Below are 15,345 nucleotides of genomic sequence, written 5' to 3' on the forward strand. Positions count from 1 at the left end.
ATATTAACAATGTTTATATGGTTGTTGATTATATTTATTATGTGAGGTGCTTATTTTGAAAGGAAGAGATGTTGTTTTAGGATTACTCATGGAAAAAGAATTATCTGGTTATGATATAAAAATTGTTTTTGAAGATGTATTCACGCATTTTTTTGATGGCAGTTTTGGAATGATTTATCCGACTTTAAGACAGTTGGAAAAAGAGGGGAAAATAAAAAAAGAGGTTGTCATGCAAGAAGGTAAGCCAAATAAAAAAATGTATTTCATAACAGATGAAGGAAGAGAAGAGTTTTATCAATACATGAAGACAGATGTAGAAAAGGATGTTCTACGTTCTGACTTTTTAATGAGGATGTATTTTGGGAATTATAGCGATAGCAATTCAATGAAGAAGTGGATTGAAGAAGAAATTGAGAGAAAAGAGGCGTATGTTGCAGATCTTCTCTTAAAATATGAAAAATGGAAAGAAGGCATTACATTTGCGGAAGAGATTTCATTAGAGGTTGGGATTGCATCTTATATGGCTCAAGTTAAAACATTAAAAGATAAATTAGCGCAATTAGTAATACAAGAAAAAAGAGATGAATTGTAAAGTTTCGTGAAAGTGGGGGGATTTATGGAACAACCAAAAGGAATCAAAATCGTTTTCTTAATGTGTTTAGGGATTTTCTTGTGTATGATTGATACGACAATTATGAATATTGCCTTACCAGCAATACAGACTGATGTGAACACATCTTTGGAGAAAATGTCTTGGATATTGAATGTCTATACGATGTCTATTGCGGTATTAGCGATACCACTAGGGCGAGTCGCTGATATCTATGGAAAGGCAAAATTATATATTATAGGCTTAATAGTTTTTGGAGTTGGTTCAGCGTTATGTGCATTTGCAAATACGGGGGATTTTCTTATTTTTTCTCGTTTTGTTCAAAGTATAGGAGCTGCTGTTTTGTTTCCAACAAGTATGGTAATTGGCGTCTCGGCAGTTCCGCTGGCAAAAAGGCATGTTGCGTTGGGGATTTTAGGGGTGACACAAGGGGTATCGGCAGCTATAGGTCCTGTACTAGGTGGAGTTATTACACAAAATTTAGGATGGAGATGGGTATTCTTTGTGAATATTCCGATTTGTGTAATTGGTATTGTGTTATGTTTCATTATGTTAAAGATAAAGAATGAGGAACGCGTAGTTGCTAAAATTGATTGGACTGGATTAGTACTTTCTAGTTTTGCTATTTTCTTTTTCACACTTGTTTTAGTTAAAGGGAATACATGGGGGTGGATGAGTAACTTTGCATGGATGTGCTATATCATCAGTGCTACTTCTTTTATTCTATTTATCTTAGTTGAAAGAAAAGTTACATCACCGATGGTAAATTTGCAGCTATTTAAAGATCGAATTTTTGTTGGAGCTTCTATTGTAGTTATACTTAGTAATTTATTTTTAATTGGTGTAACTGTTTTGCTTCCAACGTTTCTCACAAAAATACAACACCGAACAGAAATGGAAGCAGCTTTTTTAGTGACACCTATTTCTGCTATGATATTTTTAGTTTCTCCGTTTGCTTCACTCGCTATGAAGAAACTTGGCAAGGTTCAGGTTATTTTAGTGGGGTTTATAGTTATGAGTTTTGCTTATTATTGTTTACAGATGATAGGAGCTGAATCAACAAATAAAGAAATTATCATTCCGTGTATGATTTTAGGTGTTGGATTTGGTTTAATTGTTGGGCCAATTACTATGTTAACAGCCTCCACATTTGAGGGGGAATTATTAACCGCTTCTCAAAGTGTTGTATCCATGCTCAGACAAATTGGAATTGTCTTGGCTGTGGCTATTTTTGTCTCAGGCTTAACTCATAATTTATCCATAAATAAAGAAAATGTTTATCACTATGCGGAAAAAAAGGTGCATGAACTTCATGTTGATCAAGCGGAGCAAGAGCAAATATTAACAGTAACAAAGGAAAAAATACAAAACAAAGACTTAGAGTCGAATATTGAAAAGAATCAGGGAACTGATCATATTGGCATAAATCAACAACAAAAGGAAAGCATGATTAAAGAGAAAGTAAATAATGCTTTAAATGAGGTTCCGGTAGAATACAGAGAAATAAAACGGGTAGAAATTACAAACCAAGTAACAAAAGCGGTTGGAGAAAAAATAGAGGACATAAATAGAGAAATTAATACATTCTCGAATGATATTAGTCATTATGCTGAAAAAGAGATGGCAAAAAGTTTCACAGATTTATATAAAGTAAGTGTACCAATTATTTTGCTCTGTAGTTTAGTGTCTTTTATGTTTCGCAATAGAAAATTTGAAGTTAATAACAGAAAAAGACAAAATGTATAGTAAAATTGTTGCCCCATGATTTTGCAACGAAGTTTCAATCTTATAACTTTAAAGGGGTTACAGAAATAATTTGGAATCGATATAGATGCTACTTGTGTCAGAAACAGTACTTTTGGGTAAAGATGATGTTTGAATTGTATTTCAGGGAAAAATTTGTTAATATACAAATACAATGATGAGAGGACTGATGGATGGACATGATTAACTAATCTGTATTTTTATTTGAAATGAAAAACTTCAAACTACAAAATATAGGATTAGTCTGTCCATTTTTATAAATCAGTTTACACTTTATTTGTCATGGTTCCAATGGCAAATAAAGAGCTTATTTAATATAAGTAAAAGACTAATCCTTCCAATTTACAAATTGGGAGGATTTTTTATTCTCTCATGGTTAAGATCTATTGATTTCTGTACCTTAATTTAATAAATAAAGGGGAGTGGAAAATGAGCGATTCAGACACTATTGTTACGCATGTATTACTCCGTACAAGTCGTTAATATCCATCACTTATACGGAGAAATTTAGAATGGATGGATATGCCGACTTTGTATAAAAAGTAAAAAGTATTGATATACAAAGGAGGAATTATCATGTCAATGATACAAGTTCAAAATTTAACTTTTTCTTATCCAAGTAGCTTTGACAATATTTTTGAAAATGTAAACTTTCAAATAGATACGGATTGGAAACTTGGATTTATCGGTAGAAATGGACGAGGAAAGACAACATTCTTTAATTTATTATTAGGGAATTATGAGTATAGTGGGAAAATCAATTCTTCGGTGGAATTTAATTATTTCCCTTATCCAGTTTCGGATAAAAACAAGTATACTCATGAAATCATGGAAGAAATTTGCCCCCAAGCAGAAGATTGGGAAATTCTTCGTGAAATTTCCTATCTAGACGTTGATGCCGAGGTCATGTATCGACCTTTTAAAACATTGTCAAATGGAGAACAAACAAAGGTGTTGCTTGCTGCACTTTTTTTGACGGAGGGTCAGTTTCTATTAATTGATGAGCCAACTAACCATCTAGACACGGAAGCACGAAAGATGGTCTCTGAATATTTAAGGAAGAAAAAAGGGTTTATATTAATTTCACATGACCGAAACTTTTTAGATGGATGCGTTGACCATATCCTATCTATAAATAGGGCCAATATTGAAGTTCAAAGTGGTAACTATTCTTCTTGGAAATTAAATTTTGATAGACAGCAGGAACACGAAGAGGCAACTAATGAGCGTCTACAAAAAGACATAGGGAGATTAAAACAGTCTTCAAAGCGTACATCAGGTTGGTCAAATCAAGTGGAAGCTTCCAAAAATGGGACGACAAATTCGGGTTCTAAGTTGGATAAGGGTTTTGTAGGACATAAAGCGGCAAAGATGATGAAGAGAGCAAAGAACATTGAATCAAGGCAGCTAAAAGCTATTGAGGAAAAGTCAAAACTGCTAAAAAATGTGGAAAAAACGGAGTCATTAAAATTAGAATCATTGGCGTTTCATTCAAATGAATTGATTGTTTTGGCTGATGTGTCTGTTAAATACGATGACCAAATTGTGAATAAGCCAATAAGCTTTAAACTGGAACAAGGTGAACGAATTGTGCTAGATGGAAAGAATGGAAGCGGAAAAAGTAGTATCCTCAAACTAATTCTAGGAAAACCGATACAGCATACAGGCTCGATGTATGTAGGTTCAGGTCTCGTTATTTCCTATGTCCAACAAGATACTTCTCATTTGAAGGGAATGTTATCGGACTTTATTGAAGAGCATGGGATTGATGAAACGTTATTTAAATCTATTCTACGTAAGATGGACTTTGACCGAATTCAATTTGAGAAAGATATTTCTCATTATTCTGGTGGACAAAAGAAAAAGCTGCTTATAGCCAAAAGTTTATGTGAAAAAGCGCATATCTATATTTGGGATGAACCGTTGAATTTTATTGATATTTATTCGCGCATGCAGATTGAAGAGCTTATTCAAGAATTTAATCCCACAATGGTGATTGTTGAGCATGATCAGGCATTTCAACAAACAGTTGCAACCAAAATTATATCTATGTAGTTAATATGAAGAACTGAAAATATAATCAGTTAATCAGGTATTAAACTATGGTGCATTAGTTAAAGAACGTAGATAAAATAATCAACCTCTTTGTGAAGACCTAAACATAAATATATAGAGAAGAATCCATTTTGATCAATCTTTTTTTCAAAATGGATTCTTTTATTTATCGTAAAATACTGGATTATGAGGTTTTTTGAACAAACTTTATTTTAAAGCAACAATAAAAGGAATGGGTGATAAAGGTATCAAATTAACAACAATTCAGTATGGTGAGAAAACTGGTATACCAAAAGGCTGAAGGAAGTGGCTATTAATCAATTATTGTGATTGAATGATGCGGTCATTAACAAATGCTTTTAAGAAAAATAATTCATCATCATTGGGGTCTCTTTTATTTTCTACTTTAAAGCACTTAATAGCATTTTCTAGTGAGGTGGATTTTACAGCTCGACTTGCTGTTGTTAACTCTTCCCAATATATAGTCATTTCATTGGAATCACAGATCGATTCATGACCAAGTAAGAACATTTCAGCATCATATTTTTTAATGTCATTAATCATAGGCAATAACAATGATTGCTTGAAATGAAATAGGGAATTTGTAGTTGTACAATATGCAGAATCACCTAAAAAAACAACTTTTTCGTCAGGAATATAAATAATTGTAGAGTCGTCTGTATGAGTACTTCTGATTCTTTCAATTAGGCAAACTTTATTACCTAAATCAATAGTTAATGTATTTTCAAAAATTACATCTGGAGAATTCAATTTAAAACTACCTCTGTTAGGTATACCAGCTTGTATAATCTCTATACACTTAGCATTCATCTGATTAGTTTTCACATACTTTTGCAGTGAATTATCATCAAACCTATAACTTTGCCATTCTTTTAACAATTCGTTTGTTCGACTATTAACTATAACAGTTGCTTCAAATTCATTCATTCCAAGGAAGTGATCCCAATGCGCATGTGTAATTACCAAATATTTGATAGGTGGTACACTTAGTTTCTCGATTTCTAGTAAAAAGTCTTTAGCATGTTGAGTTGAATTGCCAGCATCTATAATTAGACTAAATTGGTCACCACATACCAAACCTAATGTTGGCCGTTCGTTATCTTCTTGATTTGGTAAATAATAAATAGTATCACTTAATTTATTTAACATGTTATTTCTCCTCTACTTTAGATATTAATTCTATGAAAGAGAAAATCTACATGTTTGTTGTAAAAAACTAAAACATAATTTAAGATTTTCTCATTTTACTTTTTTACCATTGGACTGTACCTCCTTTTTTTACTAAGGAAAAGTATAACACAATAAACGGATTTTTGCGAAAATTCGGAATAGTGGTACCCATATTTTATTTAAAGTGCACACTTCGTCAAAATAACAGACAAAACAAGCACTCTCTATTTTGTAATAATAAGCACTGGATAGGGAGGGGGAATGGGATACCCCATGTGAAAATAATTTCTTTCCGTTATCCAATAAAAACAAGGTCTGTTTGGAAGGAGGTTATTCTATAGGAATAATTTTATCTTTGATAGACAGCAGTATTTCTAGTTGCTTCAAAACTCTTGTAGGAAATAAGGAGGCTAAAACCCAGCCATATAAAACCGGCGCCTGTTAGCGTCCCACCCGTGTAATCTTTCATTTGTTGATGAAATAAGGGTTAAATTGAGTCAGTGGACAAATACTAACTGTGAAAAGGCTGTATTTTATAGAACAGCAAACCTTATTTATTTATAATTAGTAGAGTAAAATTTGGTTGACCTTAAGAAACAATATTTCTTAGAAAAGGAGGTCGTACATGGAGCTCTTAATATCGATATTGATTCTACTTGTATTATTATTAGTGACAAATGTACTGGCACATTATATTTCTTTCATCCCGATTGCTTTAATTCAAATTGCAGTTGGAATTATAGTTGCTTTAGTAGCAAAGAATTTTACCATTGAAATTGAAGCGGAATGGTTTTTGCTATTGTTTATTGCACCGTTACTTTATCATGATGGCGCACATTTTCCTCGTGAACAATTATGGAAAATGCGATTACCGATTTTAGGCAATGCGATTGTATTAGTACTTTTAACGACTATTGTTGGTGGTCTGTTTGTGCACTGGATGATTCCGTCGATTCCTTTAGCGGCTGCCTTTGCTTTAATGGCTATTTTATCACCTACTGACCCAGTGGCAGTAAATGGCATCGCCAAAAGAGTTCATATTCCAGATCGTATTATGAATTTAGTTCGCGGGGAATCTTTAATCAATGATGCATCGGGGTTAATCGCGTTTAAATATTCAGTAGCGGCGATTGTAACCGGTTATTTTTCATTGAAAACAGCAACAAGTGATTTTCTTTATATGTTTTTTGTTGGTTTACTTATAGGGATTTTAGGTGCATTAGCAATATATTGGATTCGACTTCATCTTCGCCGTATAGGAATAGTGGATTCAACATTTTACGTCTTGCTACAAGTTCTAACACCATTTATTTTATATTTGATAGCAGAAGAAGTATTTCATGCATCAGGGGTAATTACAGTTGTAACAGGTGGAATTATTGCGGCAATTGTTAAAGAAAAGACCGAAAGTTTCATTGCACAGGAACAGGTGGTAACAGAACATGTTTGGTCAATTGTGACTTTTACATTAAATGGGGTTATTTTCCTCCTGCTTGGGCTAATGCTACCTTCTGCCACAAATTCAATACTAGTAAGCGAGGAAATTCATAATAGTATCCTTATTTTATATGTGCTAGCAATTGGTTTGATGGTGTTAGTCATCCGTTTTGTTTGGGTGATGTTCTTTCATGTAGTAGATAAAAAAATATTTAAGAACGAAGATACAGTGACAATGAAAGATCATATTGTGACAACGCTTGTTGGCGTTCGAGGTACGATCACGATGGTAGGTATATTATCATTACCTCTAGTAACTGATCTAGGAGAATTATTTCCGGATCGTCAATTACTTATCTTTTTAGCTGCAGGTGTTATTTTATTCACCTTGATAATGGCAACCATATTTTTACCTTTATTAAATGATCAAGAAAAAGCCCAACAGCCAAATATAATGAATGAAAAAAGAGAAATGTTAAAACATGCGATTCGTAGTATTCAACGTGAAACAGTTGAAGAAAATGCTGCTATAGCTCTAAAGTTAATGAATCAATATAACGCAATGTTAATGAATGTTGAGCGAAAACAGTCAGAAGAAGCATTTCAAGCATATAGGCAACAAATGTTGGAAGTTAGAAAAATTGGGTTGGAATTAGAAATAATTTATACGAAGCAATATATGACTGAACTTGGATTAAACGAATCAATTCAACAGGAAATTGATTATATTCTTAAAGAAAGAAAAGATATGTTAAATAATCGAACATTTACTTTATTAAAACGTAGTTTACGTCATTTTTTACGTGAACGGAAGATGAGCAAACTACCAGCCAATGTTGTAGAACAAATTAATAAAGTAAAAAAAGATTTAAAAGATCATGTGACATCATCAATTATCAAGCATGTTCAAGAAACGAATGAATATTCTATAGATATTGCTCAAAAAGTGGAAATGTACTATCGTCACTTACAATACTCATCTTATAAAATGGATTCTTCAGAGCAAGAAGAACAAAAAGAATACTTAGCTTTAATAGCCATTGAAGCACAAAGAAATCTTATAAATGAATGGTATCTGGCCGGTGATATAAATAATGAATTAGCTAAAGAGTTAAGAAGATTTGTGAATAATTTGGAAAGTGTTATTTTACTTGAAGAGGAAGAATAAATGGTGACTGCCTAGCATAATTTGCTGGGCTTTTATGTGTTTTGTTACTTTGAGTTAGCTACGGTTAATCAGTCAATAATGCAATTGGTAATGCTACTGGTTCAGAGGTATTTTTGCCTGGATAGGCCCGATACCAGCCGTAAGAGAATCGCCTATCCCCAGATAACATAAAGGATTGAAATCCATATTTCACCTCAAATGATTAATTGTATTTTTATAGTATTCAGTTCAGTTACGATTAGAAACTATTTGGTTGTCATACAGCCAGGCATGACGGACAAATCCCGCTTTGTTGGAACTAACATATACATATATAAAGTACTTACTATTGAGATGGAAAGGGGGAAAATCAATGCCGCGCGGAACGCATCAGGTAGAGGTGGAGTTACCGATAAATAAGATTTGGGATTTTGTTAAGGATATGGATAACTGGGCTCCACTTATTCCTGGATATATTCAACACCGAAAAATTACTAACCGCCAGTCCACTTGGGAATTTTATAGTAACATCGGATTCATAAAGAAAAAGATTAATCTAATGGCCACTATAGAAGAATGGATTGAACCGACAAGGGTTACTTTTAATTTAAAGGGTTTAAATGAGGAACTTTCAGGCGGTGGCTATTTCCTGGCAGAAGTAATAGCTAAAAATAAAACGAGGATAACAGGTTTTCTTGAGATCAATGCTGGTGGTGCATTGGGACCGCTGGTTAATGAGGTATTAAAGTCTTATCTTCCTAAAGTAACAGAAGAAATGACGATTGGGATCTCTACAAAATTGGAGGAGCTTAATTAAAAAATGTTGCATAAAGTCATTGCTACACCACAGAAAATGAAAGATTATTACGTTCTTTCATGGGAGTTCAATAAGTAAAAAAGAGCTGCATATGCAACTCAATGTTATACAAGTAAAGCCCCGAATAATCTCACCTGCTCCTCAAATTAGCCCTCATCTATTTAAGATGGGGGCTATTTGACGCTTACGAATTATTTGCGACAATGTTGCTATTCCGAGTCGTTATGCAAAAGAAGATAATAATTGGTTGAATCTATCGCGCTCCTCTAAAAAAGCGCAATGGCCGCTGTTTTGGAACGGAACTAGCGTTGAATTTTTGATCAGCTTATTTGTTTCCTCAGCTTGAGTAAACGGAACGACTTTATCGTGAATTCCGTGAATAATTAATGTGGGTACATCGATCTGACCAAGATCGTTGTAAACATTTTCATCCCTAAGCGTGACCATAATGGCGGAAGTCGCCCAATTCGCCGCTTGTAATCCCATTAAAACGAACCAATCGGATTTCAGTTCGGAAATATACTGAAAGAAAAAAATTCGCGTTTGGTCTTGCAACATTTGCGGTCGGTCATGATTTGTATCCTCGATGATTTTATTTGTAAATTCTTTTGGAACGCTAGATGGAGAGGCAGCGTCGACCAGGACGAGTTTAGATACCCTATACCCTTTGTAACGAGCCATGTAACGGATCGAGATTGCACCTCCTGTAGAGTGCCCTACCAGTGTTATGTTGCTTAGCTGTAACGTCTCGATGACCATGCGGACATCATCTGCTAATCTATCGAAAGAATACCCGCTAAAAGGTTTATCCGATTTGCCATATCCCCTCCAGTCCATTCCAATACAACGATATCCAAGCGTTGGAAGGAAATTGAACTGATATTCGAACTGGTTATGGTTTAGCGGCCACCCATGAATAAACAGAATCGTTTTGTTTCCCTTTGGATTGATGTCCTCGATAAATACGTTGACGCCTGGTTCGACAGTTACAAAGTATCCCAAGTGTATCACCCCATTTATTAAAAAGTAATTTCCCATTAAGATATTCACCTAAGGCAGAGTGTATGCCTAATATCGGCGTTAAACTTTGTTGAGCTAGTGCGAAGTTCTGATGAATACAAACTTAAGAAACGCCCAAGGATGGTAGGGGGATTTTTCGATTTTTAATGCAATGGCGGAAAGCCCCTTTCCTCGTTGAAGCAGCATATTAGTATTGATATTTTCGCTCTATAATAACGCGATTTCAACAGTTGAATTCGCTTCAAAAGGTTAAGCAACAAACCAGAAAACGAGCGCTGATTCTTGTTACATAATCGCGCCCGATTGTTGAAGATCGTTATTCAACTAAAGCCCCTGTAGTTAAAATCAAGAACTTTATAAGAAGATTAACTAAATTCAAGAAACTACTCTAAGATATTCTTATACTGTTTTGCTGGTAGTGGTGCCGGTGTCTTTGGTGCTGACTGTGACATCGTGATGAACGGTGGGGAAATAACAGGCAACCGTGCGAACAACAGCGGTGGCGGTATTACCAATAGCGGGAGGGAACAGACTGGGTTCCACCCTTACCATTGACGGAGGAATAATCACCGCTAATTCTACCGTGGTGGCTTTCGGTGACGCAGGAGGTATAAACGCGTTTGACACCATCGTTACAATTCAAAACAGTGAAATAAGCAACAATTCGGCCGACGGCAATGGCGGCGGCATCTATTCAATGCCACAATCTTTGGGTAGCAATGCAAATGCGCTTGTTATCATGAACAGCACAATAATTGGCAACAGTATAAGAAATTTCGGCGGAGGTATTAGGGTACAGGGTGTTCTAGGCGAATTTTCAATTACAAACTGCTTAATTACTGAAAATAAGGCAGTCAGTGTTATAGCCGGCTCAAATCAAGGCGGTGGCATTTACTTCTCCAGTGGCTCCACCCTTACCCTAAGCGACGGCCAGGTGACCGGAAACATGAAAAAGCTTTACAGCTTAAAGCCGCTGCAGCTCGTAATCCTTTTGAAAAGACCGTTTACCAGAGTCATATTTTAAGTCTTGATATGTATATAAAGATCCTTCTTCAATACAAAGAGCATCTATCAAAGTTAGAGTCAGAAATAGATGCCCTCGCAAAAGAAATTGAAGAATATAGTATTATCAAATCTATCCCAGGTATCGGTGAAAAAATCGCTGCAACGATTATTTCTGAAATTGGTGAAATAGATCGATTTAACAACCCTAAAAAGCTTGTGGCTTTCGCTGAAGTCGACCCGAGTGTTTTCGAATCAGGTAAGTTTTCAGCAACCAAAAATCGAATTACAAAACGAGGTTCAAGTAGACTTCGTCATGCCTTGTTCATGGCTGTTCGTTGTGCAATACGAGATTGCAGGAAAACTAAAACAGACGATAAAATCATTCCTCGAAACAAGAAATTGCGTGAGTTTTATGATAAAAAACGTGACGAAGGAAAACCTTTTAAAGTAGCGATAGTAGCTTGTATTAATAAACTATTACATTGGATATTTGCCTTATTAAAAAACAGAACTACGTACCAAGATTTAGCTTGATAAGTAAGTACAACTAAATTAAACAAAACCTTCCAAAAAACAAACTTTAGGAAGGTTATTTGTCATGCATTTTTTTAGTATAGCACGTACCTATTAAACTTTTAACAGAAAATTATTGACAAACTATTAGCTGGTTTAGTTTAAGTACATTTCTTCACAATATTTACATTAACTTTAACATAAATATCCAGTAATGAATCACCTCTAAGAACAACTAAAGAGGTCATTTTTATCAAACTTTATTAAAATTATCAAACTTTATTATAAACAATCAAACTTTTTTACAAAGCTACACTTAAATATTCCAATTTTCATTTTTGCTCATAAAAAAGCTGAACTAATTTGTTTGAATTAATTCAGCCTAAAAATACCTATTATAATGTTACACATTTTATGAAGAATACTGGTGTATAGATAATACGTTAACTATTGACTTTTAATAAAATCGAATTGCTACTTTTTTATTATATATAATCGTTTCTCCCAAAATATAGCTCGGAAATTGATTCACTTAAACTCCCGTATTTCTCTAGATAAACTTCGCAGTATCTCCATATAAACTACAGATTATCCTTCTATAGTTGAACTATCAAGGAGGTAATAAAAAATGAATTTTATCAAACGTGCATTTTTAAGTGTTAAAGCAAGGAAAGGCAAATCGCTAATATTATTTACTGTATTTCTAGTAGTTTCTAATCTAGTATTAGCGGGTTTTGCAATTCAAAATGTCTCACAAAAGGCGAATGATCATGCTAGACAAACATTAGGTGTAGACGTAAGCCTTAGAATCGATGAAGAGAAGCTTATGGAAAATGTGGCAAAACAGCGAGAAGAGAATCCGAATGGAAAAATAAAGCATCCGGAACTTTCGGTAGAAGAAGCAGACCAGTTAGCTAAATCACCTTATGTAATAGACTACAACTATTTAAAAAGTGACATGCTTGTAGCAGATGATTTTGCACCTATTAATAGTGAAAAAGATGAAGAGGGGGTAATTGGAACAGTAGGCGGTAGTAACTCTGGAAATATGAAAATGCCTAATACATTTATCCAAGGTGTAAGAAGTTCTGATTTAATGCAAGATTTTACAGATGGAACGAATGAAATTATTGACGGTCGTCCAGTTACATCAGAGGATGCGAATAAGAAAGTAGCTCTGATTGAAAAAAGATTAGCTGAACAAAACGAGCTTCAAGTTGGTGATAAGTTAAAAATTAAATCACCCGAAGAAACATCGGAGGTTGAATTAGAAATAATAGGGATATACAAAAATTCTGGGATAACTGACTTCGAGGAAAATTTACCAGCTATGATGCATCCATCGAATAAAATATACACTACTTATGATTCGACGAAAGAAATGGAGAAAGAAAATGATAAAAAGGATGTATCTATTAACGAAGCAATTTACTATTTAAATGATCCAGAAAATATTGAGGATTTTAAAGCAGACGCAAAGAAAACAAATATTGATTTCAATCTATTTAAGTTAGATGCGCATGACGCTTTATATCAAAAAATGGTAGGCCCTATCGAGAATATTGCCGCTACTTCTAAAATGATTGTCTATTTAGTATCCATTGCAGGATCCATTATATTAGGTCTTATTATTATGTTGACCATAAAAGAGCGACGTAAGGAATTAGGTATTCTATTGGCTATCGGTGAAAAAAAGAGGAAATTGATAGGACAACTGTTAGTAGAAGTACTTTGTATAGCTGTACTAGCATTTGGCAATTCTATCATTACAGGTAAAACAGTGTCGCAAAAAATGGGAGACAGTTTATTACAGCAAGAAGTTATTGCTGCTGAAGATCAACAACAAGAATCAAATACTTTAGGATTCTCGTTTGGAATGATGAATAAACAAAATAAAGATGTTGAACCTATCGACAATATTGATGTAAATATATCATCACAAGATGTGTTGAATTTAGGTGGATTAGGGCTATTAATTGCGATTTTATCAACACTGCTACCAGCATTATCAATACTTCGTTTAAATCCAAAAGAAATACTATTAAAAGATGAGTAGGAGGAGTCATATGGACATCATATTACAATTTAAAAATTTAAATTACTATTATCAAAGTAATAATGGGAAGAACACTTTATTAGAGAATGTTAACTTTACCTTTGAAACAGGATGTTTCTATAGCATTTTAGGTCCATCAGGTTCAGGAAAAACAACAGCACTTACTTTAGCAAGTGGATTAGATAACCCTAAAGAAGGACATGTGCTCTACAAAGGAAAAGATATACGGAAAATTGGTTTAGATAAATATAGAAATAAATATGTTTCGATAATCTTTCAATCTTATAATCTCATTACGTATATGACGGCTCTTCAAAATGTCGTCACGGCAATGGAAATTACAGGGGTTAACATAAAAGATAAAAAGAGAAGAGCTCTTGACTTATTAGAAATGGTTGGCTTGTCAGAAATCGAAGCAAAAAGAAAGGTTTTACAGCTTAGTGGCGGTCAACAACAGCGTGTAGCCATAGCCCGTGCATTATCTTGTGAAGTAGATTTATTAATTGCGGATGAACCGACTGGTAATCTAGACGAGAAAACTTCGGATGAAATTGTAAAATTGTTCAAAGAACTAGCGCATAAAGAAAATAAATGTATCATCGTTGTCACTCATTCCCAAGAAGTCGCTAAACAGTCTGATAAGGTAGTTTATCTTGAAAAACGAAATTTAATTTGTAAGAATTTAGATAAAAAATAGCAATAAAATTTTATTGTAGATGAAATATTAAATTGGAGTGAAAAAAATGTGGACAAAAGTAGCAGCATCCATTGGCTTAGTATCTATCGGAATAGCAATTGGTTTATTTGCAAATTTGGCGAATTTAGGTGGTGACTCGGATCAAAATGAAACCAATATGTTTCAAGACAAAAACACGTATTCAGAAGAAAAGATTCCCAATCAGAGGCAATGGGAATCTCCAAACCCAAGAGGAGAAATGACGCCAGAGCAGTGGGAGGAGTTCTCATCAAAACCAGGTGAACATACACCAGAACAGTGGGACCCTTTCTCATCTAATTCAGAAGAAGATATGATACAAGGTTCTACATCTAATTGAATTGCTTTCATGCATTAGATAAATTCTAGGATACTATAGCCCGACAGTTTTATCGCCAAGCAGAAATGAATTATACCTTAAATAAATAGTTATGAATAACGTATGTTCCCCCTAGGATAAACAGGTGAAAATTAAAACTTGTTTATCTTAGGGGGAACTTTGTGTCTTAATCAAAATTTTATATAAAAAATCTATCAGTTGAAGTTTTTAGAATTGAACCTTATATAAAAATCTTATGCCAAAGGATGAATTGTTATCTTTCATAAGTGGAAAATACTAAGTTTACATATAAATCTTTAAATGACTAAATAAGAATCCATCTTTTTTCAAAATGGATTCTTATTATTATCATCATATTAAAAAATACTTTTAAAATATTTTAATCATTGTCATATTGACAAGTGACTTCATACATTTAAAAAAGATATCCTCGGCTCCTAATGCTTTAATGGATACGTATGTCAAACACGAACACAATAACAACATAAATACGACCAATAACAACAACGGACGTAGATTAATTTTATACATAAAAGCTTCTCCTTAGTTGAGTAAGTTGAAAGAAAGCGGCTGTATAAACATATAAATCTAGACGCTTCATTCTATTGTAAGTACAAATATAATAGAATTAATTCTCTTCCTAACAACTAATGTACATGACCAATCTGGTATTTG

Annotated in this window: 12 protein-coding genes and 1 pseudogene; 10 read left to right on the forward strand and 3 right to left on the reverse strand. The window is 33.9% G+C overall.

Annotated elements, in window-relative coordinates; translation table 11 throughout:
* The first annotated feature begins 55 nt into the window (after positions 1–55).
* The 3 genes from ACQKOG_RS03930 (at position 56) to ACQKOG_RS03940 (ending at position 4,429) form a co-directional block, all read left to right on the forward strand.
* Complete coding sequence (locus tag ACQKOG_RS03930) at positions 56–592, forward strand: PadR family transcriptional regulator (RefSeq protein ID WP_370082554.1); 537 nt, start codon at positions 56–58, stop codon at positions 590–592.
* Positions 593–616: 24 nt separating this feature from the next.
* Positions 617–2,356: a DHA2 family efflux MFS transporter permease subunit gene (locus ACQKOG_RS03935; RefSeq protein WP_427445138.1), complete on the forward strand. Its 1,740-nt coding sequence runs from the start codon at positions 617–619 to the stop codon at positions 2,354–2,356.
* A gap of 594 nt (positions 2,357–2,950) precedes the next feature.
* Complete coding sequence (locus ACQKOG_RS03940) at positions 2,951–4,429, forward strand: Lsa family ABC-F type ribosomal protection protein (RefSeq protein ID WP_370082558.1); 1,479 nt, start codon at positions 2,951–2,953, stop codon at positions 4,427–4,429.
* A gap of 321 nt (positions 4,430–4,750) precedes the next feature.
* On the opposite strand, the gene ACQKOG_RS03945 is transcribed toward ACQKOG_RS03940, so the two are convergent.
* Positions 4,751–5,599, reverse strand: a complete 849-nt coding sequence (locus tag ACQKOG_RS03945) for an MBL fold metallo-hydrolase (protein ID WP_402874825.1) — start codon at positions 5,597–5,599, stop codon at positions 4,751–4,753.
* Between the two features lie 646 nt (positions 5,600–6,245).
* Here ACQKOG_RS03945 and ACQKOG_RS03950 point away from each other — a divergent pair.
* On the forward strand, positions 6,246–8,225 hold the full coding sequence (locus ACQKOG_RS03950) for a cation:proton antiporter (RefSeq protein ID WP_427445142.1): 1,980 nt from the start codon (positions 6,246–6,248) through the stop codon (positions 8,223–8,225).
* 352 nt (positions 8,226–8,577) lie between these two features.
* Positions 8,578–9,021: a CoxG family protein gene (locus tag ACQKOG_RS03955; RefSeq protein WP_370082564.1), complete on the forward strand. Its 444-nt coding sequence runs from the start codon at positions 8,578–8,580 to the stop codon at positions 9,019–9,021.
* 222 nt (positions 9,022–9,243) lie between these two features.
* Here the strand turns inward: ACQKOG_RS03955 and ACQKOG_RS03960 are convergent, their stop codons facing one another.
* Positions 9,244–10,023 carry an alpha/beta fold hydrolase gene (locus ACQKOG_RS03960; protein ID WP_370082617.1) on the reverse strand — a complete coding sequence of 260 codons (780 nt, stop codon included), beginning with the start codon at positions 10,021–10,023 and terminating at the stop codon, positions 9,244–9,246.
* Between the two features lie 604 nt (positions 10,024–10,627).
* Between ACQKOG_RS03960 and ACQKOG_RS03965 the strand changes: the two genes are divergently transcribed.
* The 5 genes and pseudogenes from ACQKOG_RS03965 (at position 10,628) to ACQKOG_RS03985 (ending at position 14,670) form a co-directional block, all read left to right on the forward strand.
* Positions 10,628–11,065 carry a hypothetical protein gene (locus ACQKOG_RS03965; protein WP_370082619.1) on the forward strand — a complete coding sequence of 146 codons (438 nt, stop codon included), beginning with the start codon at positions 10,628–10,630 and terminating at the stop codon, positions 11,063–11,065.
* A pseudogene (locus tag ACQKOG_RS03970) lies at positions 10,990–11,580 on the forward strand (IS110 family transposase); the annotation flags it as partial. The gene ACQKOG_RS03965 and the pseudogene ACQKOG_RS03970, both read left to right, overlap by 76 nt.
* Positions 11,581–12,187: 607 nt before the next feature.
* A complete protein-coding gene (locus tag ACQKOG_RS03975; RefSeq protein ID WP_427445146.1) occupies positions 12,188–13,615 on the forward strand; it encodes an ABC transporter permease in 1,428 nt (475 codons plus the stop codon).
* Positions 13,616–13,625: 10 nt separating this feature from the next.
* Complete coding sequence (locus ACQKOG_RS03980) at positions 13,626–14,312, forward strand: ABC transporter ATP-binding protein (protein WP_427445149.1); 687 nt, start codon at positions 13,626–13,628, stop codon at positions 14,310–14,312.
* A gap of 46 nt (positions 14,313–14,358) precedes the next feature.
* Complete coding sequence (locus tag ACQKOG_RS03985; protein WP_427445152.1) at positions 14,359–14,670, forward strand: hypothetical protein; 312 nt, start codon at positions 14,359–14,361, stop codon at positions 14,668–14,670.
* A gap of 369 nt (positions 14,671–15,039) precedes the next feature.
* Here the strand turns inward: ACQKOG_RS03985 and ACQKOG_RS03990 are convergent, their stop codons facing one another.
* Positions 15,040–15,201: a hypothetical protein gene (locus tag ACQKOG_RS03990; RefSeq protein WP_427445154.1), complete on the reverse strand. Its 162-nt coding sequence runs from the start codon at positions 15,199–15,201 to the stop codon at positions 15,040–15,042.
* Positions 15,202–15,345: the final 144 nt, after the last annotated feature.

This window comes from Lysinibacillus sp. NPDC093216, assembly GCF_050280325.1.
Taxonomy (GTDB): domain Bacteria; phylum Bacillota; class Bacilli; order Bacillales_A; family Planococcaceae; genus Lysinibacillus.